General features: G+C 67.9%; 26 protein-coding genes. 18 read left to right on the top strand and 8 right to left on the bottom strand.

Annotated features, from left to right (window positions below; genetic code table 11):
* Window positions 1-103: 103 nt before the first annotated feature.
* Window positions 104-556: an NUDIX domain-containing protein gene (locus tag C4N9_RS14585; protein ID WP_109534061.1), complete on the bottom strand. Its 453-nt coding sequence runs from the start codon at window positions 554-556 to the stop codon at window positions 104-106.
* A 73-nt stretch (window positions 557-629) separates the two neighbouring features.
* Between C4N9_RS14585 and C4N9_RS14580 the strand changes: the two genes are divergently transcribed.
* From C4N9_RS14580 to paaZ, 11 genes are all read left to right on the top strand, one after another.
* Window positions 630-1373 (top strand): lipase family protein, encoded by a 744-nt coding sequence (locus C4N9_RS14580; protein WP_109534060.1) that lies wholly within the window; start codon window positions 630-632, stop codon window positions 1371-1373.
* Window positions 1374-1407: 34 nt separating this feature from the next.
* Entirely contained in the window at window positions 1408-2118 is a 711-nt protein-coding gene (locus C4N9_RS14575) for a sulfotransferase-like domain-containing protein (protein WP_109534090.1), read from the top strand.
* A gap of 40 nt (window positions 2119-2158) precedes the next feature.
* Window positions 2159-3040 (top strand): PaaX family transcriptional regulator C-terminal domain-containing protein, encoded by an 882-nt coding sequence (locus C4N9_RS14570; protein WP_109534059.1) that lies wholly within the window; start codon window positions 2159-2161, stop codon window positions 3038-3040.
* Window positions 3041-3130: 90 nt separating this feature from the next.
* The gene (pcaF, locus tag C4N9_RS14565) at window positions 3131-4336 is read left to right on the top strand and encodes a 3-oxoadipyl-CoA thiolase (protein WP_109534058.1); all 1206 of its coding nucleotides are present in this window, start codon (window positions 3131-3133) and stop codon (window positions 4334-4336) included.
* A gap of 58 nt (window positions 4337-4394) precedes the next feature.
* Entirely contained in the window at window positions 4395-5372 is a 978-nt protein-coding gene (gene paaA, locus C4N9_RS14560; RefSeq protein WP_109534057.1) for a 1,2-phenylacetyl-CoA epoxidase subunit PaaA, read from the top strand.
* 66 nt (window positions 5373-5438) lie between these two features.
* Window positions 5439-5723: a 1,2-phenylacetyl-CoA epoxidase subunit PaaB gene (paaB, locus tag C4N9_RS14555; RefSeq protein WP_109534056.1), complete on the top strand. Its 285-nt coding sequence runs from the start codon at window positions 5439-5441 to the stop codon at window positions 5721-5723.
* 128 nt (window positions 5724-5851) lie between these two features.
* Entirely contained in the window at window positions 5852-6571 is a 720-nt protein-coding gene (gene paaC, locus C4N9_RS22305; RefSeq protein ID WP_425440804.1) for a 1,2-phenylacetyl-CoA epoxidase subunit PaaC, read from the top strand.
* Window positions 6565-7080, top strand: a complete 516-nt coding sequence (gene paaD / locus C4N9_RS22300) for a 1,2-phenylacetyl-CoA epoxidase subunit PaaD (protein ID WP_109534054.1) — start codon at window positions 6565-6567, stop codon at window positions 7078-7080. The genes paaC and paaD overlap by 7 nt, the downstream gene beginning before the upstream one ends.
* 10 nt (window positions 7081-7090) lie before the next feature.
* Entirely contained in the window at window positions 7091-8164 is a 1074-nt protein-coding gene (locus C4N9_RS14540) for a 2Fe-2S iron-sulfur cluster-binding protein (RefSeq protein WP_109534053.1), read from the top strand.
* 39 nt (window positions 8165-8203) lie between these two features.
* Window positions 8204-8956 carry a Phenylacetic acid catabolic protein gene (locus C4N9_RS14535; RefSeq protein ID WP_109534052.1) on the top strand — a complete coding sequence of 251 codons (753 nt, stop codon included), beginning with the start codon at window positions 8204-8206 and terminating at the stop codon, window positions 8954-8956.
* Window positions 8957-8967: 11 nt separating this feature from the next.
* Complete coding sequence (gene paaZ, locus C4N9_RS14530) at window positions 8968-11016, top strand: phenylacetic acid degradation bifunctional protein PaaZ (protein WP_109534051.1); 2049 nt, start codon at window positions 8968-8970, stop codon at window positions 11014-11016.
* Window positions 11017-11121: 105 nt separating this feature from the next.
* Here the strand turns inward: paaZ and C4N9_RS14525 are convergent, their stop codons facing one another.
* The 5 genes from C4N9_RS14525 to C4N9_RS14505 all read right to left on the bottom strand — a co-directional run bounded on the left by C4N9_RS14525 (window position 11122) and on the right by C4N9_RS14505 (window position 14130).
* Entirely contained in the window at window positions 11122-12048 is a 927-nt protein-coding gene (locus C4N9_RS14525; protein WP_109534050.1) for a DMT family transporter, read from the bottom strand.
* Window positions 12049-12121: 73 nt separating this feature from the next.
* The gene (locus C4N9_RS14520) at window positions 12122-12514 is read right to left on the bottom strand and encodes a DUF2147 domain-containing protein (protein WP_109534049.1); all 393 of its coding nucleotides are present in this window, start codon (window positions 12512-12514) and stop codon (window positions 12122-12124) included.
* A 71-nt stretch (window positions 12515-12585) separates the two neighbouring features.
* On the bottom strand, window positions 12586-13002 hold the full coding sequence (locus tag C4N9_RS14515; protein WP_109534048.1) for an EVE domain-containing protein: 417 nt from the start codon (window positions 13000-13002) through the stop codon (window positions 12586-12588).
* Window positions 12999-13379 (bottom strand): VOC family protein, encoded by a 381-nt coding sequence (locus C4N9_RS14510; RefSeq protein WP_168192243.1) that lies wholly within the window; start codon window positions 13377-13379, stop codon window positions 12999-13001. The genes C4N9_RS14515 and C4N9_RS14510 overlap by 4 nt, the downstream gene beginning before the upstream one ends.
* Before the next feature lie 46 nt (window positions 13380-13425).
* The gene (locus C4N9_RS14505) at window positions 13426-14130 is read right to left on the bottom strand and encodes a helix-turn-helix transcriptional regulator (RefSeq protein ID WP_109534046.1); all 705 of its coding nucleotides are present in this window, start codon (window positions 14128-14130) and stop codon (window positions 13426-13428) included.
* A gap of 219 nt (window positions 14131-14349) precedes the next feature.
* Here C4N9_RS14505 and C4N9_RS14500 point away from each other — a divergent pair, with 219 nt between their 5' ends.
* From C4N9_RS14500 to C4N9_RS14470, 7 genes are all read left to right on the top strand, one after another.
* Complete coding sequence (locus C4N9_RS14500) at window positions 14350-15387, top strand: rod shape-determining protein (RefSeq protein WP_109534045.1); 1038 nt, start codon at window positions 14350-14352, stop codon at window positions 15385-15387.
* A 29-nt stretch (window positions 15388-15416) separates the two neighbouring features.
* Window positions 15417-16448 carry a rod shape-determining protein MreC gene (gene mreC, locus C4N9_RS14495; RefSeq protein ID WP_109534044.1) on the top strand — a complete coding sequence of 344 codons (1032 nt, stop codon included), beginning with the start codon at window positions 15417-15419 and terminating at the stop codon, window positions 16446-16448.
* Between the two features lie 3 nt (window positions 16449-16451).
* Complete coding sequence (locus C4N9_RS14490) at window positions 16452-16991, top strand: rod shape-determining protein MreD (protein WP_109534043.1); 540 nt, start codon at window positions 16452-16454, stop codon at window positions 16989-16991.
* A complete protein-coding gene (mrdA, locus tag C4N9_RS14485; protein WP_109534042.1) occupies window positions 16988-18937 on the top strand; it encodes a penicillin-binding protein 2 in 1950 nt (649 codons plus the stop codon). Before C4N9_RS14490 ends, mrdA begins: the two co-directional genes overlap by 4 nt.
* Window positions 18934-20082: a rod shape-determining protein RodA gene (rodA, locus tag C4N9_RS14480; protein ID WP_109534041.1), complete on the top strand. Its 1149-nt coding sequence runs from the start codon at window positions 18934-18936 to the stop codon at window positions 20080-20082. The genes mrdA and rodA overlap by 4 nt, the downstream gene beginning before the upstream one ends.
* Entirely contained in the window at window positions 20076-21005 is a 930-nt protein-coding gene (locus C4N9_RS14475) for a 2-hydroxyacid dehydrogenase (protein ID WP_109534089.1), read from the top strand. The genes rodA and C4N9_RS14475 overlap by 7 nt, the downstream gene beginning before the upstream one ends.
* Window positions 21006-21228: 223 nt before the next feature.
* Window positions 21229-21489, top strand: coding sequence for a YjhX family toxin (locus C4N9_RS14470; RefSeq protein WP_109534040.1), 261 nt, complete (start codon window positions 21229-21231; stop codon window positions 21487-21489).
* A gap of 347 nt (window positions 21490-21836) precedes the next feature.
* On the opposite strand, the gene rnr is transcribed toward C4N9_RS14470, so the two are convergent.
* Both rnr and C4N9_RS14460 read right to left on the bottom strand, forming a co-directional pair.
* Window positions 21837-24077, bottom strand: coding sequence for a ribonuclease R (gene rnr, locus C4N9_RS14465; RefSeq protein WP_109534039.1), 2241 nt, complete (start codon window positions 24075-24077; stop codon window positions 21837-21839).
* A gap of 342 nt (window positions 24078-24419) precedes the next feature.
* Window positions 24420-25202, bottom strand: a complete 783-nt coding sequence (locus tag C4N9_RS14460) for an SDR family NAD(P)-dependent oxidoreductase (RefSeq protein ID WP_109534038.1) — start codon at window positions 25200-25202, stop codon at window positions 24420-24422.
* Window positions 25203-25260: the final 58 nt, after the last annotated feature.

Raw genomic sequence — 25260 nt, 5'->3', positions numbered from 1 at the left:
ACGAAAGCCTGCCGCGCCATCTTTGTTCCCCAAATATCCCAGGGGGTCCGGGGGAGGATCCCCCGCCTTCGGGAGCAGCAGCAAAAAAAGGACGCGCGGGGTATCAGCGCACCAGCAATTCCAGCGGGTCGTAGCCGATGCCGCCTTCACCGAACGCGATGTCGGGCAGCGTATCGGGCTTGAAGCGCAGCGCGCGCAGCTCGGGCTCGCTCACCCAGCGCTGACGGTTCACGACACCTTCGCTATCCATCCACGGGCCCTTGGGAACCGCGACCACGCGTGCGCGGAAATAGATGTCGACCTGGTGGAAACCGCGCGCGGGGTCGTGGAATTCGTTGACCAGGCACGGGGTGCCGACGCGGATGGCGATGCCGGTCTCCTCGTGCACTTCGCGGACAAGATTGTCGGGCAGCGAGGCGCCCGGCTCGGCGCCGCCGCCCGGCGCGCACCACAGGTCGCTCTGATCCCCCGGATAGGCGTTCACGATCAGCAGGCGCCCGGCGCGCAATATCAGGGCGCGCACTGCCAGCCGGATCGGTCTTGCTCCTCGCGTCATCGTGTCCCCGTCCCCTCGCGTCTCGCCCCTGCGCGGTCTCGTGCATTCCCGCGGGGCGGCTTATAGTCGGACCATGCGACAGCTTTTCCTGATCCTGTTCCTGGCCCTGCCCCTACCTGCCCGCGCCGATTGCGTGGTGCTGCTGCACGGGCTTGCGCGGTCCGAGGCCTCGATGCTGATCCTGCAGCAGGTGCTGGCTTACCACGGCTACCGGGTGATCAACGAGACCTATCCCTCGGACGATGCCCCGATTTCCGAGCTGGTAAGCTATGTCGGGCGTTCGGCGCGCCAATGCGGGATGGAACGGATGCATTTCGTCACCCATTCCCTGGGCGGCATCCTGGTGCGCGCCTGGCTGTCGCAGGGACATCCGCCCAATCTGGGCCGCGTGGTGATGCTGGCGCCGCCCAATCATGGCAGCGAGCTGGTCGATGCGATCCGCGCGAACGAGTTTCTCGACGAGGTGGCGACTTTTCTCAACGGCCCCGCCACGGTGCAGCTGGGAACCGGCGCCGATTCGGTGCCCAACCAGCTGCCGCCCGTCGATTTCGAGCTGGGAGTGATCGCGGGCGATGTGCCGATCAACCCGATCGGCGCGGCGATGATCGGCGCGCGCTCGGACGGCACGGTCTCGGTCGCCAGCACGAGGGTCGAGGGGATGCGCGACCATGTCACCGTCAATGCCTCGCATACGCTGATCATGATGAATCCGCTCGCCATGGCCGAGGTGCTTGAATTCCTGCGCAACGGCGTGTTCGATCACGGCATCACGCTGGCCGGCGCCTTTCGCAAGCTGGCGCAGCGGGGGCCGGCCTGAGCCGCTCCGATCCGGGAGACGCAACAGCATGACGATCCGCATCGCGATGTGGTCAGGGCCGCGCAACCTGTCGACGGCGATGATGTATGCCTTCGCCGCGCGGGGCGATTGCACGGTCAGCGACGAGCCCTTCTATGCCGCCTATCTGGCGAAGACCGGGCTCGAGCACCCGATGCGGGCCGAGGTGATGGCCAGTCAGCATCAGGATCCGGCACAGGTGGCACGGGATCTGCAGGCCGAGACCGATCAGCCGCTCTGGTATCAGAAGCACATGACGCAACACATGCTGGACGGCGTGCCGCTCGACTGGATGGCGGCCTGCCGCCACGCGTTCCTGATCCGTCACCCGGCGCGGGTCGTGGCGTCCTATCTGCAAAAGCGCGAACGCCCCGACCTGGCCGAGCTGGGATTCCAGCGGCAGGTCGAGCTGTTCGACCGCGTGGCGCAGCAGACGGGCACGGCGCCGCCGGTCTTGGATTCCACCGCGCTCAGGGCCGATCCCGAGGGCAGGCTGCGCGCGCTCTGCGCCGCGCTCGGGATCGGCTGGCGCCCGCAGATGCTGCACTGGTCCGCCGGGCCGAAAGCCTATGACGGGGTCTGGGCTGCGCATTGGTACAACGCCGTCCACCGCTCGACCGGGTTCGAGGTCGCCGAGGGGCCGCTGCCGCAACTCGATGATTGGGGCGCGCGGCTGGCCGAGGCGGCCTTGCCCGCCTATCGGACGATGGCCGCCCACGCGCTCTAGCCACCCTCGCCTAATGCAAGGCTTCGTGGCAGGATGAAGCATGCGTGACGCCTTTTCCGACCAGCTCGACACCATCGTCTCTGCACTGCCCCTGCGCGCGGCGGGGTTCATCGTCACGCTTTACGGCGACGCGGTGGTGCCAAGGGGCGGCGAGGTCTGGATCGGCACGATCATCGAGACCTGCGCCATGGCGGGCATATCCGAAACGCTGGTGCGGACCGCCGTTTCGCGGCTGGTCGCGGCCGGGCAGCTTGAAGGCTGGCGGCGCGGGCGGCGCAGCTTCTACCGCCTGAGCGACGCCGCGCGCGCCGAGTTCGACGAGGCCTCGCGCCTGATCTACGGCCCGCCCGAACCCTGGTCGTGGCGCTTCGTGCACCTGCCCGAGGGCGAGGCAGAAACCCGGATGGTTCAGCTCGAGCGGCAGGGCTATGCGCGGCTGAAGCCGACACTGGCGGTCGGGCCCGCGCGCGGGACGCCACCGAAAGGACTGCTGAGTTTCGACGCCGTGCCCGCCGGCGCCGAGGCGTTGCTCGCCGATTTCGCCGCGCAGGCCTGGGATCTGGCGCCTCATGCTGCCGCGTATCGCGCGCTGATCGGTCATTTCGCGCCGCTGGAAACCTGCGCGCCCGGCGACGGGGCGCAGGCGCTCGCGGCCCGGCTGCTGCTCGTTCACGCCTGGCGCCACGCGCTGTTGCGCGACCCGCGCCTGCCACCCGAGGCTCTTCCCGCCGACTGGCCCGGCCATGCCGCGCGGGACCTGTTCCACCGGCTCTATGCCGCGCTCTCGCCGCTCGCCGATTCGCATATCGGCCGGCGCTTCGAGGGCGCGCAGGGCTTACTGCCGCCGCAGGCCGCCCCCCTGCCCGGCGCAAAGATCGAAGCGGGTCAGACACTTGGCGGCGGGGTGCGCCGCACAGGCTGATATGTCACAAGCCAACGGGAAAAACGAATTGATTTGTGACACGTCAGCGCCTATACAGTGACCGAACGGTCAGCGATTAGGGAGGAGCTGATGTCCGAGGCTTTCATCTGCGATGCGGTCCGCACGCCGATCGGGCGCTATGGCGGCGCGCTGTCGGCGGTTCGCGCCGACGATCTGGCCGCCGCCCCCCTCAAGGCGCTGATCGACCGCCATCCCGGCATGGACTGGTCGGCCATCGACGACGTGATCTATGGCTGCGCCAATCAGGCGGGCGAGGACAATCGCAACGTGGCGCGCATGGCGGTGCTTCTGGCGGGCCTGCCCGTCTCGGTTCCCGGCACCACGATCAACCGGCTCTGCGGCTCGGGCATGGACGCGGTGGGTCAGGCGGCCCGCGCGATCCGGGCGGGCGATGCCGACATGATGCTGGCGGGCGGCGTCGAAAGCATGTCGCGCGCGCCCTTCGTGATGCCCAAGGCCGATGCGGCCTTCAGCCGCGCCAACGCGGTCTATGACACCACGATCGGCTGGCGCTTCGTCAACAAGGCGATGGAAAAAGCCTACGGCACCCATTCGATGCCGCAGACCGCCGACAATGTCGCCGCCGACTGGGGCATCAGCCGCGAGGATCAGGACGCCTTCGCGCTGCGCTCGCAGCAGGCCTGGGCCAGGGCGCAGGCGGCAGGGCTTTTCGCCGATGAAATCGCGCCGGTGACGATCCCGCAACGCAAGGGCGATCCCCGGGTCGTCGATACCGACGAACATCCCCGTCCGGACGTGACGCCCGACCAGCTGGCCAAGCTGCGCGGCGTGAACGGCGCCGATCTGACGGTGACGGCGGGCAATGCCTCGGGCGTCAATGACGGGGCGGCGGCGACGATCATCGCCTCGGAAGCCGCCGCGAAGGCCCATGGCCTGACGCCGCGCGCGCGCATCGTCGGCATGGCCGCCGCCGGGGTCGAACCCCGCGTGATGGGCGTGGGCCCGGTCCCTGCCGTGCGCAAGCTGATGGAGCGCACCGGCCTGAGCCTCGATCAGATGGACGTCATCGAGCTGAACGAAGCCTTCGCCGCCCAAGGTCTGGCCGTTCTGCGCGATCTGGGGATCGAAGACGCGGATCCCCGCGTTAACCCTCAGGGCGGCGCGATCGCGCTGGGCCATCCGCTGGGCATGTCGGGCGCGCGGCTTGTCGGTACGGCGATGTGGCAGTTGCAACGCAATGGCGGGCGCTATGCCCTGTGTACGATGTGCGTCGGTGTCGGACAGGGCATCGCGCTGGTTATGGAACGCGTCTGATCCGGTCCCCCGGCCAAGGCCGGAGCGGAATCAGGGGCCAACAGCAAAGGAAAGACCCATGTATGCACAAATGGTGAAGTCCGAAGCCACCGAGGAAGATCCCGAAAAGCTCGCGGCCTTTCAGGCCCGCATCGACGCGGGCGAGCGGATCGAGCCCAAGGACTGGATGCCCGAGGGCTATCGCAAGACGCTGATCCGCCAGATCGGCCAGCACGCGCATTCCGAGATCGTCGGCCAGCTGCCCGAGGGCAACTGGATCACCCGCGCCCCCACGCTGGAGCGCAAGGCGATCCTGCTGGCCAAGGTCCAGGACGAGGCGGGCCATGGCCTGTATCTGTACTGCGCGGCGGAAACGCTGGGCATCTCGCGCGACGAGCTGACCGAGCAGCTTCTGTCTGGGAAGATGAAGTATTCGTCGATCTTCAACTACCCGACGCTGACCTGGGCCGATATCGGCGCGGTGGGCTGGCTGGTCGATGGTGCCGCGATCATGAACCAGGTGCCGCTGCAGCGGACCTCGTTCGGTCCCTATGCCCGGGCCATGGTGCGGATCTGCAAGGAAGAGAGCTTCCACCAGCGGCAGGGCTACGACCTGATCCGCAAGATGGCCGAAGGCACGCCCGAGCAGAAGGCGATGGCGCAGGATGCGCTGAACCGCTTCTGGTATCCGTCGCTGATGATGTTCGGCCCGTCGGACAAGGATTCGGTGCACTCGACCCAGTCGATGGCGTGGAAGATCAAGATCAACACCAATGACGAGCTGCGCCAGAAATTCGTCGACCAGACGGTGCCGCAGGCCGAGTTCCTGGGCCTGACGATCCCCGACGAGAACCTGAAATGGAACGAGGACAAGGGCGGCTACGATTTCTCCGAGCCGGACTGGAACGAGTTCTACGAGGTCCTCAAGGGCAACGGCCCGTGCAATGCCGACCGGATGGAAGCCCGCACCCGCGCCTGGCGCGACGGGGCATGGGTCCGCGACGGGTTGATGGCGCATGCGCGCAAACAGGCGACCCGCCGGGTGGCGGCCGAATAAGCGGGGGATTTTGCATCCCCCGCACCCCCTGCAGAGTATTTCAGGCAGAATGAAAGGGCTTTAGCCATGTCCAGCGAATGGCCGCTTTGGGAAGTCTTCATCCGGGGTCAGCACGGCCTCAACCACCGTCACGTCGGCAGCCTGCACGCGCCCGATGCCGAACTGGCGATCCGCCATGCCCGCGACGTCTACACGCGGCGCAACGAGGGTGTCTCGATCTGGGTCGTGCCCTCGGCGCAGATCACCGCCTCGGCGCCGTCCGAGAAGGGGCCTCTGTTCGAGCCGGCGAATGACAAGGTCTATCGTCACCCCACCTTTTACGACATTCCCGACGAAGTGGGGCATATGTGATGGCCCCCTCGTTGTCTGACGTCATGACGCCCGATGCCGCCGCGCTTGCGGCCGCGCAGAAGGGTGAGGGGCGCGCGCCGCTGGAAGTGGGCTCGCCCGGGCACGACCTGTTCACGGGTCTTACAAGACTGGGCGATAATTGCCTGATTCTGGGGCATCGCGTGTCGGAATGGTGCGGTCATGCGCCGGTGCTGGAAGAGGATATCGCGCTGGCCAACATGGCGCTGGACCTGATCGGGCAGACGCAGCTCTGGCTGGGTCTGGCGGGCGAGGTCGAGGGGCGCGGGCGCGATGCCGACGCGCTGGCCTTTCGCCGCGACGGATGGGACTTTCGCAACCTTCTGCTGGTGGAACGCCCGAACGGCGATTTCGGCCAGACGCTGATGCGGCAATTCCTGTTCGACGCCTGGCATGCGCCGATGCTGAAGGCGCTGGAAGGCTCGTCGGACGACCGCATCGCCGCCATCGCGCGCAAGGCGGGCAAGGAAGTGGCCTATCATATCGAGCGCTCCGCCGATCTGGTGATCCGGCTGGGCGACGGCACCGAGGAAAGCCACGCGCGGATGCAGGCGGCGCTGGAGGCGCTGTGGGGCTATGCGGGCGAGGCCTTCATCGCCGATGCGGTCGACACACGGCTGGCCGAGGCCGGGCTCATGCCCGCGCCCGAAAGCCTGCGCGCGACCTTCGACGAGACCGTGAACGCGGTCTTTGCCGAGGCCACGCTGACCCGGCCCGAGAGCGATTTCGCGCATCAGGGCGGCAAGCAGGGCCGTCACAGCGAGCATATGGGTCATCTGCTGACGCATATGCAGTGGCTGCAGCGCGCCTATCCGGACGCCACGTGGTGAGACCGGCGCTGGAACAGGTCTGGGACTGGCTGGGCGAGATCCCTGACCCGGAGATCCCGGTGATCTCGCTCACCGATCTGGGCATCATCCGCGATGTTGCGTGGGACGATGACACGTTGGTGGTGACCGTGACGCCCACCTATTCGGGTTGCCCGGCCACCAGCGTGATCAATTTCGAGATCGAGAAGAAACTGCGCGACGAAGGGATCGGACAGATGCGGCTGGAGCGCCAGCTCACGCCGCCCTGGACCACCGACTGGATCAGGCCGCAAGCCCGCGAGGCGCTCAAGGCTTACGGCATCGCCCCCCCCGTCGACGGCACCGCTGCCGATGGCGTGCTGGCGGGCCGGATCAGCCGCTTGAGCGGGCAGAGCAACTTGGCGGTCGAATGCCCGCGCTGCGGATCGACCAGGACCGAAAAGGTCAGCCAGTTCGGATCGACCCCCTGCAAGGCGGCCTATCGCTGCACCGACTGCCTTGAGCCCTTCGATTATTTCAAATGCATCTGAGGTTTTGGACATGGCGCGTTTCCTGCCCCTCGACGTGATCGACGTGAAGAAAGACACCCGCGACGCGGTGGTCGTAACCCTGCGCCCGCGGCCCGAAGATGCCGAGCGCTTCGCCTTCATTCAGGGTCAGTACCTGACCTTCCGCCGCGATTTCGACGGCGAGGAGTTGCGCCGGTCCTATTCGATCTGCGCAGGGCTCGACGAGGGGCTGTTGAAGGTCGGCATCAAGCGGGTCGATGGCGGCGCGTTCAGCACCTGGGCCAACGAGAACCTGGCGCCCGGCGAGACGCTGGAAGCGATGCCGCCGATGGGGAATTTCCACACCGTTCTGGAACCGGCGGCCGGGCGTCATTACCTGGGCTTCGCGGGCGGATCGGGAATCACGCCGGTGCTGTCGATCCTGAAAACCGTGCTGACGCGCGAGCCGAAAAGCCGCTTCACGCTGGTCTACGCCAACCGGCAGATCAACTCGATCATGTTCCGCGAAGAGCTGGAGGATCTGAAGAACAGCTTCCTCGGGCGTCTGTCGGTGATCCATGTTCTGGAAGCCGAAGGACAGGAGATCGAGCTGTTCACGGGCCGCGTCGATGCAGACAAGATGACCGCGCTTTTCACCCATTGGGTCGATCCGAAGACGGTCGATACCGCCTTCATCTGCGGGCCCGAGCCGATGATGCTGGCCATCGCCGACAGCCTGCGCGCGCACGGGCTGAGCGATGACCAGATCAAGTTCGAACTCTTCGCCTCAGGCCAGCCCGGCCGCGCGAAGAAAAAGGCCGTGAGCCAGGTCGCCGATAGCGGCGAGGCCTGCGAGGCGACCGTCACGCTCGACGGCACCACCCGCACCTTCCGCATGCCGAAATCGGGCGAGAGCCTGCTCGACGCGGCCCTGGGGGCCGATCTGGACGCGCCCTATGCCTGCAAGGCGGGCGTATGCTCGACCTGCCGGGCCAAGGTGCTCGAGGGCGAGGCCGAGATGATGACGAACCATGCGCTGGAAGATTACGAGGTCCGGCAGGGCTATGTGCTGACCTGCCAGTGCTACCCGCTCAGCGACCGGATCGTCGTGAGCTACGACCAGTAAAAGCCGCTGCGCCGGACCCTATCGGGGGAGGAGAGACCCATGACCGACGACATGTCCATCGACGACTACCTCGCCCATGGCGGCAAGCTGACCTCGCCGGGGAACGTGCCCGCGCGCTACCGGGGCGAGCTGCTGCGCCTGATGGCCAGCTTCGTCGACAGCGAACTGGCGGCCTCGGCCGGGTTCGCCGAGTCGATCAACGACGCGCCCGGCATCAAGAGCCGCATCGCCGCCGCGCGCATCACGCTGGAAAAAGCCGACCATGCCGAGCGCGTGCTGCGGATCATGGCCGAGTTCGGTGTCGATACCGAGCGCTACGAGGGCGTGCATCCCTGGGCCGCCCGCCTGCCCCGCGAGGCCGATATCGGGGCAACGCGCCGCGACGGGGACATGCGGCTCAGCGTGTTCCACTACCCGCTCGAAGGCTGGATCGACGCGGTGGTGATGAACGTGTTGCAGGGGCTGGCCGCCAAAGTGCAGCTGTCCGAGCTGTCGCAGGTCAGCTACCAGCCGCTGGCCGAGGTGTTCCGCGCCGTGGCGCCCGTCGAGACCCGCCATGCCGAGCTGGGCATCGAGGGGCTTGCCCATATCGCCCAATCCGAGGAAGGCCGCGCCGCCGCCGAGGCCGCGCTGGCCTATTGGCGCCCGCGCGTCGCCACCGGCTTCGGCTCGGAAACCTCGGACCGTTTCGACCGGCTCAAGCGGATGGGGCTGCGCCATCGTCCCAATGCCGATCTCAAGGCCGAGTGGGAGGCGTCCGTGGACGCCACGCTCGCCGATCTCACGCTCTGAAAGGACCCGTCATGACGGATCAGACCCCCATCCGGCTGAAAAGCTACATCTGCGGCACCTGGAATCCAGGCGCGCGCGACGGCCAGCTTCTGCGCGACGCGGGTACCGGCGCACCGGTCGCCACGATCGACGCCTCGGGGATCGACATGGCCGAGGCGCTGGCCTATGGCCGCAAGTCCGGCGCGGCGCTGTGGGCGATGACCTTTCACCAGCGCGCCGAGATGCTCAAGGCGCTGGGCAAGCACCTGTCGGCGCTGAAGGATGAATTCCACGCGCTCTCGCTGGCGACGGGCGCCACGCCGCGCGACGGGATGGTCGATATCGAGGGCGGGTTTCACACGCTCTTCAGCTATTCGGGACAGGGCCGGCGCGAGTTGCCCAATACCCGCACGCTGGTCGAGGGCAATGTCGAGCCCCTGTCCAAGGATGGCAGCTTCTCAGCGCAACATATCCTAACCCCGCTTCAGGGCGTGGCGGTGCATATCAACGCCTTCAACTTCCCCGTCTGGGGGATGCTGGAGAAATTGTCGCCCACCCTGCTGGCGGGGATGCCCGCGATCGTCAAACCCGCCTCGCAAACGGCCTACCTGACCGAGCTGGTCGTGCGCCGCATCGTCGAGAGCGGGATCCTGCCCGAGGGCGCGCTGCAGCTCATCTGCGGCTCGACCGGCGATCTGCTGGACCATGTGACCGAACAGGACGTGGTCACCTTCACCGGCTCGGCCAGGACCGGGCGGATGCTGCGGACCTCGAAAGCCATCGTCGAGAACTCGGTGCGCTTCACGATGGAGGCCGACAGCCTCAACGCCGCGATCCTCGGCCCCGACGCGGTCGCGGGCACGCCGGAATTCGACCTCTTCGTCAAGGAAGTGGTGCGCGAGATGACGGTGAAGGCGGGGCAGAAATGCACCGCGATCCGTCGGGTCATCGTGCCCCGCGCACAGGTTCAGGCGGTGACCGAGGCGCTGGAAACCGCGCTGGCCAGGATGGGCGTGGGCCTGCCGGGGGACGAGGGCACACGCATGGGCGCGCTCGCCTCGCTGTCGCAGCGCGACGAGGTCCGCGCGCGCATCCGCGACCTGCAGGCGGATGCCGAGATCGTCGTGGGCAATCCTGACGCGGTGACGCTGGTGTCGGGCGATCCCGATGAGGGCGCCTTCCTGAACCCTGTGGTTCTTTATTGCGACAAACCGGGCAAAGCGCAGGCGGTCCACGATGTCGAAGCCTTCGGGCCCGTCTCGACGCTCATGCCCTATGACGATCTCGGCGAAGCGGTGGTGCTCAGCCAGCGCGGCAAGGGCTCGCTCGCGGCCTCGGTCTTCACCGACTCGCCCGAAGTGGCGGAAGAGGCGGTGCTGGGCATGGCGCCCTTCCACGGGCGCATCCTCTTGGGCAATCGCGCCTCGGCGAAAAGTTCGACGGGCCATGGCGCGCCGCTGCCGAACCTTGTCCATGGCGGCCCCGGCCGCGCGGGCGGCGGCGAGGAAATGGGCGGCATCCGTGGCGTGAAGCATTTCATGCAGCGCACGGCGGTGCAGGGCACGCCGAAACTCCTGTCCGCCGTGACCGGCCGCTGGATCGCCGGCGCGCCCACGCGCGACGACACGCACCCGTTCCGCAAATCGTTGGCCGAGCTGAAGGTGGGCGACCGGATCGTCACCGAAAAGCGCGAGATCACTCTGGCCGATATTGAGCATTTCGCGAATTTCACCGGCGACACGTTCTACGCCCATATGGACGAGGACGCGGCCAAGGCGAACCCGTTCTTCGACGGCCGCGTCGCGCATGGCTACCTGATCGTCAGCTTCGCGGCGGGGCTCTTCGTGCAGCCCGATCCCGGCCCGGTTCTGGCCAATTACGGCGTTGACAACCTGCGGTTCCTGGCCCCGGTCTATCCCGGCGACGTGCTGGGCGTCGCGCTGACCTGCAAGGAGATCAACCCGCGCGAAACCGCCGATCACGGCGAGGTGCGCTGGGATTGCGTCGTCACCAAGCAGGACGGCAGCCCGGTCGCGCAATACGACGTGCTGACCATGGTGGCCAAGACCTGGCCCGCGTGAGATCCCGCGTGAAGACGCCCGGCCGCGGCCCCGGCGGCACGGCCGGCTGAGTATTTGACGCAGAGTGAGGGGGCTTAACGCTTTCTTAAGCCCCGTCTTTGTTCTCTAAATATCCTCGGGGGTGTCCAGAGGGGGCAGACGGCCCCCTCTGGTCCGCACCCGCCGCCAGAGCCGCGCGTCAAGGATCAGAAGCCCCAGCGCGATCAGCGCCATGCCCGCGACTTGGCGGGGGGCCAGCGCTTCGCCCAGGAAGGCGATGCCCAGCGCCACGGCGCTGACCGGCACGAGGAAGGTCACGAGGAACGCGTTCACCGCGCCTGCGCTGGCGATCAGGCGAAAATAGAGCCCGTAGGCGAACGAGGTCGACAGCACCGCCAGCCCCAGCAGGGCTGCGATCACCGGCAGGGGCGGCAGCGCCAGCGTCCAGGGCCGGTCGACCAGCGCCACCAGCGGCACGAGGATCAGCGTCGCGCACGCCAGCTGTCCCAGCGCCAGCGACAGCGGCGCCAGTCCCAGCGGCTTGAAGCGGCGGGCCCAGACACCGGCCAGCGCGTAGCTGAGCGCCGCGCAGAGGCAGGCCGCCTGCGCCCAGAATGTGCCGCCGTCGCCGGCCTGCCCCATCATCACCGCGACGCCCAGAAAGCCTGTGAGCACGCCCAATGCCTTGGGCCAGCTCAGGCGTTCGTCCTGTGTCGCCAGATGCGCCACCGCGACGCCCCAGAGCGGTGTGGTCGCGTTCAGGATCGAGGCCAGCCCCGACGAGATCTGCCCCTGCGCCACGACATAGAGCGAGAAGGGCACGACATTGTTGAGAAATCCCATCACCATAAGCGCGGCCCAGACGGCCCGCCCGCGCGGCAGAGCGACCCCGAGCGCGGGCAGCGCGAACGCCAGAACCAAGGCGGCGACACCGACGCGGATCAGCACGATGGTGAAGGGCGGCAGCCACGGCACCGCCACGCCCACGAAAAAGAACGATCCGCCCCACAGGACGGAAAGCAGGATCAGGCTCAGCCAGTCTTTGCCGGACATCGGGGGCTCCCTTGCGTGTCGGGACACCCTGCCCGTTCCGGGTCGCGTGGGGCGACCCGGATGTTGCGCAAAGTCAGTTGTCCCGGGTCCAGGTCTGGTCGCGGCAGATGAACAGCACGCAGCCCGCGACGGTCAGCCGGTCGCCTGCCAGATCCATCCGCGAGCGATAGGTCTGGTCGCGGTCGGGCGCATAGATCTGCCCGTCGCGATATTCGCCATTGCCATGCGGCTCCATGTCCCAGACGATCTGGCGGCCGTTATTGGGCGTTTGCAGCGCGTTGCCCGCGCCATCGTAGCTTTCCACCAGCGTGCCGCAGAGCGTGTTGCCGCACATCGACATCTGGATGACGCCGTAATTGCCGTTGTCGTCGGGCTGGGTGCGCCAGCGGCCCTCGGCCGGGTCGGCAAGCGCCGCGGTGGCGCTCAGGGCCAGCCCGGCGGCGAAGGCGAGAATCGCGGATTTCATGGTCAGTCCTCCCGTTTTCGCGCAGCATCCTCCGCCACGGGGCCGCTGGCAAGCGTGGCGTTGCGTCCGCATCAGGCCGGGCGCATGGCATCGGCGATCACCGCCATGTCCTCGGCCGTGATCTCGAACAGCCCGTAGCGAAAAGGCGCACCCCAATGCGGGCCCCCGAAGGACAGATGCGCCAGAAGGGGCCGGATCGGCGCATCCTGCGTGGCCTGCCAGGTCACGTCGCGGCGATGCGCCGTGTCGCCATTGCCCATTTCGCCGCGATAGATCGGGCCGTCGGCCACCACGCCCAAAGCGGTGAAAGCCTGCCTCGGCTCGCCGCCGCGCATCTGTTGGCGGGGCGAGTAATAGGCCACAACATCGCCGGGACGGAGGCGCCGCAGGGGCGCCTCCTTGCCGTGATTGACCTGCATGAAGCCGCCCTGCCGCCCCTTGGCGACGTGATCGGCCGAGGCCACGGCGATCCAGTTCCGCACGCTCATTGCGGATCGGCCGCCGGGACGTAGACGCGCAGGCGGTGCCCGTCGGGATCGGCCAGCATGAAGGCCTGACCGAAAGGCAGCGCCATGACCGGGTGCAGGATCGTCGCCCCCTGCCCCGCCAGCCGGTCGTGCAGCGCGGTGAGCGCGGTCAGGTCGGGGGCCACGGCGTTCAGCTCGCTCGCGCCGGGTTGGGCGTCGCCCGCCGGCGGCTGGACCTCGCTGCGGCGCCACAGGCCAAGGCGCGCGCCGTCGCCCAGCTTGAGCATGGTGAAATCGTCGGCCTCGTAAAGCACCGGCGCGTTCAGCGCATCGGCGTAGAACGCGGTGCTGGCGGCGATGTCCGTGACGTAGTGGATGATCATCGGGGTGGATTTCATGGTAGCCTCCTTGGTTGCGATGGAGGCCTTGTCGCAGGGGGCTGTGTCAGCCTCTGTCAGCAGCATCGCGCGCCTGCCGTTCGGTTGCCGTCCAGTCGCGCATCAAGGCCGCGCGGCGCTTGGGGTAGCGGTCAGGCAGGATGATGCAGGCGGTGATGCGATCCTCGCGGAAATGGCGATAGCCCTGCCGCAATTCGCACCAGGCGACCAGCGTCTGGACGCTTTCGAAGAACCCCATGGCCAGCGGCCAGATCACCCGCTCGCTCTCCGCGCCCTGCAGGCTGCGATAGGCGATGCGCGCCTTGCGCTCGGTGCGCATCGCCTCGCGCAGATCGGCCATGACGGGGCTTGCGGCATTCGGCAGCCGCCCGGGCACCAACAGGGGCGAGCTGTCGACGAAAGCACGCAGATCCTCGGGCAGCACCGCGCCGATCCGGCCCAGCGCGGCGCCCGCCGCCCCGGCCAGCGCCGGATCGGCGCGGGCGGCGACCAGCCTTGCGCCCAGCACCAGCGCTTCAAGCTCGTCGCGGGTGAACATCAAGGGCGGCAGCAGATAGCCGGGGCGCAGGATATAGCCGATCCCTGCCTCGCCCTCGATCACCGCGCCTTGGGCACGCAACGCCTCGACATCGCGGTAGACGGTGCGCAGCGAGGTGCCGGTCTCGTCCGCGATGGCCTGCGCCGCCAGCGGGCGGCGGTGGCGCTGCAGGATCTGCAGCACGGCAAGCAGGCGTTCGGAGCGCGTCGTCATGACGGCCGGTGTCGCGCAAGCCGCCCTTTGGAACAAGGGAAAAGCCGCGCAAAAGCCGCCAGCGCCGCCGATGAAGACATCGTGAGGCCCGTCGCGGCGAATTCGCGCCGAGTGCACCGAGCGGGGGCCTTTACGGCGCAGGGCAAGGGGGCCTATAAGGGCCGCGCTCGCCCCCGCCCTTGTGCGGGGGCCTTCCATGCATTTCGGGACACGCACCACATGTTGGGACTGACTGGCATCTTTTCGTCGGACATGGCGATCGACCTCGGCACGGCGAATACGCTGGTCTACGTGAAGGGTCGGGGCATCATCCTGAACGAGCCGTCGGTGGTGGCCTATCACGTCAAGGACGGACGCAAGCAGGTGCTGGCGGTCGGCGAGGACGCGAAGCTGATGCTGGGCCGCACGCCCGGCTCGATCGAGGCGATCCGCCCGATGCGCGACGGTGTCATCGCCGATTTCGACGTCGCCGAAGAGATGATCAAGCACTTCATCCGCAAGGTGCACAAGCGCTCGACCTTCTCGAAGCCCAAGGTCATCGTCTGCGTGCCCTATGGCGCGACACCGGTCGAAAAGCGCGCGATCCGTCAGTCGGTCCTGTCGGCGGGCGCGCGGCGCGCGGGCCTGATCTCGGAGCCGATCGCGGCCGCCATCGGTGCGGGCATGCCGATCACCGATCCCACGGGCTCGATGGTCGTCGATATCGGCGGCGGCACCACCGAGGTGGCCGTGCTGTCGCTGGGCGACATCGTCTATGCGCGCTCGGTCCGCGTCGGCGGCGACCGGATGGACGAGGCGATCATTTCCTACCTGCGGCGCCATCAGAACCTGCTGATCGGCGAATCGACCGCCGAGCGGATCAAGACCACGATCGGTACCGCGCGGATGCCCGATGACGGGCGCGGCAAGGTGATGCAGATCCGGGGTCGCGACCTTCTGAACGGCGTGCCCAAGGAAATCGAGATCACGCAGGGCCAGGTGGCCGAGGCGCTCAGCGAAACCGTGCAGACGATCTGCGAAGCGGTGATGATCGCGCTGGAAACCACGCCGCCCGATCTGGCCGCCGACATCGTCGACCGGGGCGTCATGCTGACCGGCGGCGGCGCGCTGCTGGGCGATCTGGATCTGGCCCTGCGCGAGCAGACCGGGCTGATCATCACCGTGGCCGACCAGTCGCTGAACTGCGTCGCGCTGGGCACCGGCAAGGCGCTGGAATACGAAAAGCAACTGCGTCACGCCATTGATTACGAAAGCTGATCCGTCCGGATCGGCCATGAGGGGTCACCGTGGCTTCCGATCGTAGCAACGAGGCCGATTATGTCCGCCCCGTGCGACGTCTCGTCATCGGGGTGCTGGCGCTGGTCCTGCTGGCGCTGTTCCTGCTGTGGCGCATCGACAGTCCCCGGATCGAACGCTTCCGCACCGCCGTGGTCGATGCCGTCGTGCCCAATATGGAATGGGCGATGGCCCCGGTGACGCGTGTCGCGCGGATGATCGAGGATTTCCGCTCGTATACCCGCATCTACGAGCAGAATCAGGAACTGCGCCGCGAGCTTCAGCAGATGCGCGCCTGGCGCGAGGCAGCTTTGCAGCTGGAACAGCGCAACGCGCAGCTTCTGGACATGGCGCGGGTGCGGCTGGACCCGCAGCTGACGCATGTGACGGGCGTGGTGATGGCCGATGCGGGCAGCCCCTATCGCCAGTCGGTGCTGCTGAACGTGGGCGCGCGCGACGGCATCGTCGATGGCTGGGCGGTGATGGACGGGCTGGGCCTTGCCGGACGCATCGCGGGGGTGGGCGACCGCTCGTCGCGGGTGATCCTGCTGACCGATTCCAACAGCCGGGTGCCGGTGATCGTGCAGCCCTCGGGCCAGCGTGCGCTGATTTCCGGCGACAACACGCCCCTGCCGGTTCTGGATTTCGTCGAAAATGCGGAAACCCTGCGCCCCGGTGACCGGGTGGTCAGCGCCTCGGATGGCGGGGTCTTTCCGCCCGGCCTTCTGGTCGGCGAGATCGTCATGGCGACCGACGGACGGATGCGCGTGCGGCTGGCAGCCGATTACGGGCGGCTCGATTTCCTGCGCGTGCTGCGCTCGCGTCCGGCCGAGCGGATCGAGCAATCGGGCACGCTGCTGCGCCCGGTGACCGAGGACGGCGAGCTGATCGACCCGATGACCGGCCATACCGCGCCGCCGCCGATCCCCGACATCATCCCCGACCCGGTCGACGGCACCCTGCCGCAGATCCCGGCCCTGCCCGTCCCCGGCGCCGAACCGCCCGGGGCCGAAACCGACCCCGCGGGCGGCAGCGGGGGCTGAACCATGGGCGAATTCTGGCGTCTTGATACGCTGTCCTATCTGGGTCTGTGGCTGTTGATCGCGGCGGTGGCGATCCTGGGTCGGATCCTGCCTTTGTCCAATCCCTATGGCGGCTGGCCCGCGCCCGATTTCCTGCTGGCGCTGACCTTCGCGTGGATCCTGCGGCGGCCCAGCCAGATCCCGGCCGTGGCGGTGGTTCTTGTCTTCCTGATCGAGGATCTGTTCGTCATGCGCCCGCCGGGCCTCTGGGCGCTGGCGGTGCTGGTGGGCAGCGAGTTCCTGCGCCGCCGCAGCCAGGTCGTGCGCGAGATGAACCTGCTTCTGGAATGGGGCATGGTCGCGGGCGTGATGCTGGCAATGACCGTCGCAAACCGGCTGGCACTCGTGATCGTGATGTCGCCGCGCGACCCGATCGACTTGAGCGCGGCCAAGCTTGCGGTCACAATCGCGGTCTATCCGCTGGTGGTCTGGGTGCTGCAGGGCGTGCTGCGCGTGCGCAAGCCCGCAACCGGCGAAGTCGATGAATTGGGGCGCAAGCTATGAAACGATCGCCCAAGGACAACGAAGATTCTGCCCGCCGGATCTCGCGCCGTGCCGCCCTTCTGGGCGGCGCACAGCTGGTTTTTGCCGGGGTGCTGGTGCTGCGGATGCGCTCGCTTCAGCTGGGCCAGTCCGAGGAATTCCGCCTGCTGGCCGAGGAAAACCGCATCAACATCCGCCTGCTGCCGCCTGCGCGCGGGGTGATCTACGACCGCGCGGGCGCGGTGCTGGCCACCAACGTGCAGAATTACCGCATCGTTCTGGTGCGCGAGGATGCGGGCGAGCCGCGCGAGGCGCTGGAGCGTCTGGCGCAGATCATCGCGCTGACGCCCGAGGATATCGAACGCGCCGAGCGCGAGATCATGCGCCACCGGCCTTTCGTGCCGGTCACCATCGCCGACCAGCTCAACTGGGAGGAAGTCGCGCGCGTCGCCGCCAACGCCCCCGCCATGCCCGGCGTCACGCCCGAGGTGGGCTGGACCCGCTTCTACCCGTTCGGCGCGGAATTCGCGCATTCGGTGGGCTATGTCGGCCCGGTTTCCGAACGCGACCTGGAAGAGCGCGAGAATCCCGATCCTCTGCTGATGATCCCGCGCTTCCAGATCGGCAAGATCGGGGTCGAGCGCGAATACGAGGACACGCTGCGCGGCTCGGCCGGGCATCGCCGGATCGAGGTCAACGCCGTCGGCCGCGAAATGCGCGAGCTTGACCGGCAAGAGGGCGATCCCGGATCGAATGTGCGCCTGACGCTGGACCGTCAGCTTCAGGCCTTCGCGCTGGCCCGGCTGGGCGAGGACAGCGCGTCGGCGGTGGTGATGGAGGTGCAGACCGGCAACGTGCTGGCGCTGGCCTCGGCGCCGTCCTTCGACCCCAACCTGTTCGTCCGGGGCATCTCGGTCGCCGATTACGCCGGGTTGCGCGACGACGATCACCGCCCGATGTCGAACAAGACCGTGCAGGGCGCCTATCCGCCCGGCTCGACCTTCAAGATGGTCACCGCGCTGGCCGCCTTCGAGGCGGGGCTCGCCACGCCCGACGAGCGCGTCTTCTGCCCAGGCTACCTGGAAGCCGCCGGGCGGCGCTTCCATTGCTGGAACCGGGGCGGGCACGGGCGCGTGAACCTGACCTCGGCGCTGTCGGAAAGCTGCGACGTCTATTTCTACGACCTGTCGCAGCGCGTCGGCATCGACCGCATCAACGCCATGGCGGAACGGCTGGGTCTGGGTATCCGGTATGACCTGCCCTTGTCGGGGATCTCCTCGGGGCTGAACCCGTCGCGGGAATGGAAACGCGACCGTCGCGGCGCCGACTGGGTGATCGGCGACACGATCAACGCGTCGATCGGCCAGGGCTTCGTCCTGGCGACGCCGTTGCAGCTGGCGGTGATGACCTGCCGCCTGGCGACCAACCGGGCCATCATGCCCCGGCTGATCCATGCCATCGACGATATCGAACAGCCGATCCCCGACCAGCCGCCGCTGGGCCTGACCCCCGCCGTGCTGGCGCAGGTGCAGCGCGGGATGTACGAGGCGTCGAACTCGAACCGGGGCACGGCCTATGGCTCGCGCATCGTCGAGGCCAGCCTGCGCATGGCCGGAAAGACCGGCTCCAGCCAGGTCTTCTCGATCACCGCGGCCGAGCGCGCGGCGGGCGTGCGGCGGCAGGATCAGCTGCCGTGGAACCGCCGCGACCACGCGCTTTTCGTCTGCTACGCCCCCGATGTGGATCCGCGCTACGCGGTTTCGGTGGTGGTGGAACATGGCGGCGGCGGCTCGTCGGTCGCGGCGCCCATCGCCCGCGACATTATTCTCGCCGCGCAGAATGGCGGCCTGCCCCCGCTCGAGGCCTACCCCACCCCGCAGCGCAACCGGATCGAGACGATGATCCGCACCATCAGCGAACAGATCGGCCCGCCCGCCACCCCCGATAACGGGCGAAGCCGCGCATGAGCTATCTCGAATACAACGTCAAACGCTCGCCCAGCGGCCTGCGCAAGGTGCTCTACGTCAACTGGCCGCTGGTGCTGCTGCTGACCGCGGTGGCCTCGGTCGGGTTCCTGCAGCTCTATTCCGTCTCGGGCGGCGATTTCGACCGCTGGGCCGAACCGCAGATGCAGCGCTACGCGCTGTCGCTGGCGGTGATGCTGGCCATCGGCTTCGTGCCGCTGTGGTTCTGGCGCTCGATGTCGGTGCTGGCCTATGCGGTGTCTTTCCTGCTTCTGGTCGGGGTCGAGTTCTTCGGCTCGGTCGGGATGGGCGCCCAGCGCTGGCTGGAACTGGGCCCGATCCGGCTGCAGCCTTCGGAAATGATGAAGATCGCCATCGTGATGATGATGGCGACCTATTACGACTGGCTCGACATCAAGCGCGTGTCGCATCCCTTCTGGGTCTTACTGGCGGTGGTGCTGATCGCCGCGCCCGCCTTCCTCGTGCTGGTGCAACCCGACCTCGGCACCGCGCTGATGATCCTCGGCGCGGGCGGCATGGTGATGTTCTTCGCCGGGGTCAGCCTGTGGTATTTCGGCGCGGTGATCGGCGCGGGCGTGGGGCTGGTCACGCTGGTCTTCGCCTCGCGCGGGACCGAGTGGCAATTGCTGCGCGACTACCAGTTCCGCCGCATCGACGCCTTCCTGGACCCGACGCTGGACCCTCTGGGCTCGTCCTATCACATCAACCAGGCGATGATCGCGCTGGGATCGGGCGGATGGTCGGGTCGCGGCTTCATGCAGGGCACGCAATCGCGGCTGAACTTCCTGCCCGAGAAGCATACCGACTTCATCTTCAACACGCTGGCCGAGGAATTCGGCTTCATCGGCAGCGTGTTCCTGCTCACGCTCTATATCGGCATCATCGTTACCTGCGTCATCGCCGCGATGCAGGCGAAGAACCGCTTCGCCTCGCTGCTGATCTTGGGCATCGCCGGGAACTTCTTCCTGTATTTCGCCATCAACATGGCGATGGTGATGGGGCTGGCGCCGGTGGTGGGCGTGCCGCTGCCGCTGGTCAGCTATGGCGGCTCGGCGATGCTGATGATCCTGATCGGCTTCGGGCTGGTGCAATCGGCCTGTATCCACCGGCCAAGGGAGAAATCATGAAGGTTCTGTTCGCCGCCGGGGAAGACCGCTGGCCGCTGTGGGAAGCGCCGCTGACCAAGGCGCTGGCCGAAGCGGGGGTCAAGGCCGAGATCCTGCGCAAGGCCGATCCCACGGAGATCGAGGCGATGATCTACGCGCCGGGCGGCGAGACGCCCGACGATTTCACCCCCTTCGTGAATTGCCGCGCGGTGCTGAGCCTCTGGGCGGGGGTCGAGAAGATCGTCACCAACCGAACGCTGACACAGCCCCTGTGCCGGATGGTCGACCCGGGGCTCACGCAGGGCATGGTGGAATATGTCGTCGGCCACACAATGCGCGCGCATATCGGCATCGACCGCGTGCTGGCGACGCAGGACCGATGGGAGGTCGTGCTGCCGCCCCTCGCTTCAGAACGCCCGGTGGCAATGCTGGGTCTGGGCGCGCTGGGAGCGGCCTGCGCTCAGGCGCTGGCGGGGCTGGGTTTCCCGGTTCTGGGCTGGAGCCGCAACCCGAAAGAGGTCGCGGGCATCGCCTGCCATCATGGGCCCGAAGGGCTGAGGACGGTGCTGGAACAGGCGCAGATTGTCGTCCTTCTGCTGCCGCTGACGGCTGAGACCCGCGACACGCTGATCGCGGAGCGGCTGTCCTGGCTGCCCGACGGCGCGGTGATCATCAATCCGGGCCGTGGCCCGCTGATCGACGACGAGGCCCTGATCGAGGCGCTCGATGCGGGCCGCGTGGCGCAGGCAACGCTCGACGTGTTCCGCACCGAGCCATTGCCGTCCGATCATCCGTTCTGGGCGCATCCCAAGGTCACGGTGACACCGCATATCGCCGCCGAGACGCGCCCCGCTACCGCCGCACGCGTCATCGCCGAGAATCTCAGACGCCTGCGCGACGGTGAACCGCTTCTGCACCGCGTGGACCGCGAAGCGGGATACTGACCAAAGGGCAACTGGCCACAGAACAGCCAGCGCGCTTGAACCGGCCGCGCAGGGCGCCTATTCTGACGGACGGACCGATCGCAACGTGATCGGCCGCTCCAAGAGGACTGGATGTCAGAGCTTGTGCAATAAGGCTCTCTGATCTGCAGAGAGCCGGGTGAATCCGAAACCGCCGGCGCCACGCGCCCGCGGTGGTTTATCACACCTGTTGCACGAGACATCCATGAACATCTCCCGACCCGAACAACGTGTCCTGCACGTTCTGGCTCTGGGTGGCCATATCCTGCACGAACGCGGCGAAGGCCCCAAGATCACCGACATCACCTGCGTCACCCGTGACGGCATGGTGCTGTCCGATTGCACGCGGCCGGTTTTCGACCGCCTGCGACGCAAACGCCTGATCGAATCGCGGGGCGGCAACCCCTACCGCATCTCGAAACGCGGGCGCCTTTTCGTGCGCGCGCAACTCGACAACCAGGGATGAGGACGCAAGGTCCCTTGCGGCGCACGACGCACCACAAGGGGCTGCGCCCCCGCTTCGCCCGCCCGTTAACGAGGTCTTTGTCCCTCGCTTTGCTTGGACGACGCCGAGGTGTTTCGCCCTCGCTTCGCTTGGGCGACGGGAGCGCGCCTCGCTGCGCTCGGCGCGCATAGGGGGGCTGCTCGCCCCCCTCGTCGCTGCGCGCCTCACCCCCTCGGGATATTTCCGGAACAAAGACGAAGGGCCCCGGCCGCCCCTTCATTCTGCTGAAAATACTCCCTTCGGGAGCCCGTTTTCCGATCCCGCGCAACGCTGGACGTTGGCGGCCGCAACCCGACCGGAAACGCCTCTCAGCGCTTCTGACGTTCGCGCTTGCGGCGCGCCTTGATCTTGCCCGCCTTCTTCGCCGCCCCCTTTCGCGGCGCGTAGCCCCGCGAGCGGCCGCGCGCGGCGCGGGCCATCGGCTTGCCCTCGATCCCGAGAAGTTCCAGCACCAGCCCGCCGGTCATCCCGTCTGCCTCGGCCAGCTTGACCTCGACCCGCTGGCCGAGGCCGATCACCGTGCCGCTCTTCTCGCCCGTCAGACTCTGCGTCTCCGGGTCGTGGCGGAAATATTCATTCCCCAACGAGCGGATCGGGATCAGCCCGTCGGCGCCTGTCTCGTCCATCTTCACGAAGAGCCCGAAGCGCGCAACGCCGCTAATGCGCCCCTTGAACTCTGCGCCGATCCGGTCGGCCATGAAGGCCGCAAGGTAGCGGTCGGTCGTGTCGCGTTCGGCTGCCATCGAGCGGCGCTCGGTGTCCGAGATCTGCTTGGCGGTCTCGCCCAGATTCTCGATATCCCAGTCGCTGAGCCCGTCATCGCCCCATTTATGCGCCCGGATCAGCGCGCGGTGCACGATCAGGTCCGAATAGCGCCGTATGGGCGAGGTGAAATGCGCGTAATTGCGCAGCGCCAGCCCGAAATGGCCGAAATTCTCGGGCGCGTAATAGGCCTGTGTCATCGAGCGCAGCGTGGCCATGTTGATGAGCTCGTCGAACTCGCTGCCCTCGGCGTCACCCAGAAGCTTGTTGAGATGACGCGTCTGCAGCACCTGCCCTTTCGCCAGGACCAGCCCCGCCCCCTGTGCCACTTCGCGCAGCGCCTCGATCTTCTCGGGCGTGGGTTCTTCGTGGACGCGGAACAGGAGCGGCGAGCGGCGGGCGTTCAGCTCTTCGGCGGCGGCGACATTGGCCATCACCATGAATTCCTCGATCACCTTGTGCGCGTCGAGCCGGTCCTTGAACGCAACAGAGGTAACCTGCCCCGCCTCGTCCAGCACGATCCGCCGCTCGGGCAGATCCAGGTCCAGCGGCTGGCGCGCGGCGCGGGCAATCTGGGTGGCTTTCCACGCCGCGTAAAGGTGCCCCAGATCCGCCATCAGCGGCTCGGTCGCGGCCTCGCTCTGCCCCTCGAAGGCGGCCTGCGCCTGCTCGTAGCTCAGCGAGGCGCGCGAGCGCATGAGGCCGCGAACGAAGCGATGGCCGGTTTTCTCGCCCTGCGCCGAGACCTTCATCTCGACGGCCAGCACCGGGCGCTCGACATCCTCGTGCAGCGAACACAGGTCGCCCGACAGCCGGTCGGGCAGCATCGGCACGACACGGTCGGGGAAATAGCTGGAATTGCCACGCTTGCGGGCCTCGCGGTCCAGCTCGGAGCCGGGGCGCACATAGGCCGCGACATCGGCGATGGCGACCCACACGATGAACCCGCCCGCCGCGTCAGGGTCCGGCGCGGCGCAAACCGCGTCGTCATGGTCGCGCGCATCCGACGGGTCGATGGTCAGAAGCGGCAGGGCGCGCAGGTCCTCGCGCCGGCCAGAGGGCATATCGGGCGCCGCCTCGGCCTCGGCCAGCACCGCGTCGGGAAACTGATCGGGGATGCCGTGCTGATGGATGGCGATCAGGCTCACCGCGCGGGGCGCGCCGGGATCGCCCAGCCGCGCGGTGATGCGCGCGCGGGGCAGGCCCAGGCGCGCGGGGCCCGTTTGCTCGGCTTCGACCAGTTCGCCGTCGCGCGCGCCCTGGGCATCGTCGCGCGAGACCCGCCATTCCATGTCGGCGCCCTTGTCGATGGGCAGGATTCGACCGAATTCCGGACCCTGCCGGTAGATTCCCAGAACCAGCTTCGGCCCCGATTGCAGCTTGCGGATCGGATGGGCGTGATAGCCCTCGGCCACCGGCAGAAGCTTGGCAAGGACCCGGTCGCCCGGCCCCATCGCGGGCTGGCCCGGACGCTCGATCACCACGATCCGCGCGGTCTTGTCACCGGCGCGGCCCTCGGCATCCGCAGGCTCGGCTAGAAGCGCGCCCTGCGCATCGGGCCCGGTGACCCGCACGATCCCCACAGGCGGCAGACCCGCGCCGCGCGCCCCGCGCTTGCGCCGCTCGTAAAGTCCCTCGCGCTCAAGCTCCTTGAGCAGCGCTTTCAGATCGACCTTGTCCGCCCCCCCCTTGATGCCGAAGGCCTTGGCGACATCCCGCATCGAGGGCCTGTCCGTCTGATCGGCGAGCCATTGGGCGAGTTCGGTTTTCGAAGGCAGTTTGGTCATGTCTTGGCGCTACCACGCCCCCCGTCCGCCGTCACGCAGAAAGGCGGATCGCGCTCCCGAAGGGAGTATTTCCAGCAGAATGAAGGGGCGGCCGGGGCCCTTCGTCTTTGTTCCGGAAATATCCCGAGGGGGTGAGGCGCGCAGCGACGAGGGGGGCGGGCAGCCCCCCTCCGCGCGCCGAGCGAAGCGAGGCGCGCCCCCGTCGCCCGAGCGAAGCGAGGGCGAAATACCTCGGCGTCGCCCGAGCGAAGCGAGGGAGAAAGACCTAGGACCCGCCCAAGCGTCGCCACGGGGGAAGCCCCTCAGGGCGCGGGAGAGGGTACTTTGCGCATCGCCTTTCCGTCAGAGCGACCATTTCGGCGTGAAGGGCAATTGCGCCGACAGCGCGCCATCGACGGCGAGTACCTGTCCGTTGAGATACGAGGCCGCGTCCGAGGCGAGGAAGGCCACGACCTCGGCCACTTCCTCAGCCCGGCCGCCGCGGCGCAGCGGGTTGAGTTGGCCGATCCGGTCCTCGCGTCCCCGGGCGCGCGCTTCGTCGAAGAGGGGCGCGGTCATCGGCGTGTCGATGAGGCCCGGCGCCACGCCGTTGACGCGGATCCCGCGCCCGGTCAGGGCCATGGCGGTGGTCTGCACGAGGTTCACCACCCCCGCTTTCGAGGCCGAATAGGGGATCGGTCCCGCGCCCGCGCGCAGTCCCGCGACCGAGGCGGTGCAGATGATGGCCGCGCCCGGCTGCAGATGCGGCAGGGTCTCGCGGATGGCGATCCAGGGCCCCAGCAGGTTGATGCGCAGGACCTCCATGAAATCCGCGCTCGGCGTGTCGAGCCGCGGCAGCAACCCGCCGGTGATGCCGGCATTGGCGTGCAGGATATCGACGCGACCGAAGGCCTTCATCGCATGGTCGACGAGGGCCCGGACGCCGTCATCCGTCGCGCAATCGGTGACGAGGGCCTCGGCCCGGCCGCCTTTGGCGCGGATCTGCGCGGCCGTTTCTTCCACGCCCGCGCCGATATCGGCCAGCATCAGCGACGCGCCCCGACGGGCCATCAGCAATGCGGTTGCCCGGCCGATCCCGCCGGCGGCGCCGGTGACGATGGCTGTCTTGCCCTGCAAGTCGCTCATGGGGAGTCTCCGCCGAGGCCGTGGATGGGGGCGCTGCCCCCGTCGCCCGACGGCGACT

Origin of the sequence: Pararhodobacter marinus (genome assembly GCF_003122215.1) — a bacterium.
GTDB lineage: Bacteria > Pseudomonadota > Alphaproteobacteria > Rhodobacterales > Rhodobacteraceae > Pararhodobacter > Pararhodobacter marinus.
This window is presented reverse-complemented; position numbering and strand designations above follow the sequence as displayed.

Excerpts from the sequence above, each read along its gene's own strand:
- pcaF (WP_109534058.1), top strand. The coding sequence starts at position 3,131 with ATGTCCGAGGCTTTCATCTGCGATGCGGTCCGCACGCCGATCGGGCGC.
- C4N9_RS14535 (WP_109534052.1), top strand. The coding sequence starts at position 8,204 with ATGACCGACGACATGTCCATCGACGACTACCTCGCCCATGGCGGCAAG.
- C4N9_RS14505 (WP_109534046.1), bottom strand. The coding sequence starts at position 14,130 with ATGACGACGCGCTCCGAACGCCTGCTTGCCGTGCTGCAGATCCTGCAG.
- C4N9_RS14490 (WP_109534043.1), top strand. The coding sequence starts at position 16,452 with ATGGGCGAATTCTGGCGTCTTGATACGCTGTCCTATCTGGGTCTGTGG.
- C4N9_RS14470 (WP_109534040.1), top strand. The coding sequence starts at position 21,229 with ATGAACATCTCCCGACCCGAACAACGTGTCCTGCACGTTCTGGCTCTG.
- C4N9_RS14460 (WP_109534038.1), bottom strand. The coding sequence starts at position 25,202 with ATGAGCGACTTGCAGGGCAAGACAGCCATCGTCACCGGCGCCGCCGGC.
- C4N9_RS14585 (WP_109534061.1), bottom strand. The coding sequence starts at position 556 with ATGACGCGAGGAGCAAGACCGATCCGGCTGGCAGTGCGCGCCCTGATA.
- paaZ (WP_109534051.1), top strand. The coding sequence starts at position 8,968 with ATGACGGATCAGACCCCCATCCGGCTGAAAAGCTACATCTGCGGCACC.
- paaB (WP_109534056.1), top strand. The coding sequence starts at position 5,439 with ATGTCCAGCGAATGGCCGCTTTGGGAAGTCTTCATCCGGGGTCAGCAC.
- C4N9_RS14515 (WP_109534048.1), bottom strand. The coding sequence starts at position 13,002 with ATGAGCGTGCGGAACTGGATCGCCGTGGCCTCGGCCGATCACGTCGCC.
- C4N9_RS14540 (WP_109534053.1), top strand. The coding sequence starts at position 7,091 with ATGGCGCGTTTCCTGCCCCTCGACGTGATCGACGTGAAGAAAGACACC.
- paaA (WP_109534057.1), top strand. The coding sequence starts at position 4,395 with ATGTATGCACAAATGGTGAAGTCCGAAGCCACCGAGGAAGATCCCGAA.
- rnr (WP_109534039.1), bottom strand. The coding sequence starts at position 24,077 with ATGACCAAACTGCCTTCGAAAACCGAACTCGCCCAATGGCTCGCCGAT.
- C4N9_RS14510 (WP_168192243.1), bottom strand. The coding sequence starts at position 13,379 with ATGAAATCCACCCCGATGATCATCCACTACGTCACGGACATCGCCGCC.
- C4N9_RS14520 (WP_109534049.1), bottom strand. The coding sequence starts at position 12,514 with ATGAAATCCGCGATTCTCGCCTTCGCCGCCGGGCTGGCCCTGAGCGCC.
- C4N9_RS14570 (WP_109534059.1), top strand. The coding sequence starts at position 2,159 with ATGCGTGACGCCTTTTCCGACCAGCTCGACACCATCGTCTCTGCACTG.
- rodA (WP_109534041.1), top strand. The coding sequence starts at position 18,934 with ATGAGCTATCTCGAATACAACGTCAAACGCTCGCCCAGCGGCCTGCGC.
- C4N9_RS14525 (WP_109534050.1), bottom strand. The coding sequence starts at position 12,048 with ATGTCCGGCAAAGACTGGCTGAGCCTGATCCTGCTTTCCGTCCTGTGG.
- C4N9_RS14580 (WP_109534060.1), top strand. The coding sequence starts at position 630 with ATGCGACAGCTTTTCCTGATCCTGTTCCTGGCCCTGCCCCTACCTGCC.
- mrdA (WP_109534042.1), top strand. The coding sequence starts at position 16,988 with ATGAAACGATCGCCCAAGGACAACGAAGATTCTGCCCGCCGGATCTCG.
- C4N9_RS14500 (WP_109534045.1), top strand. The coding sequence starts at position 14,350 with ATGTTGGGACTGACTGGCATCTTTTCGTCGGACATGGCGATCGACCTC.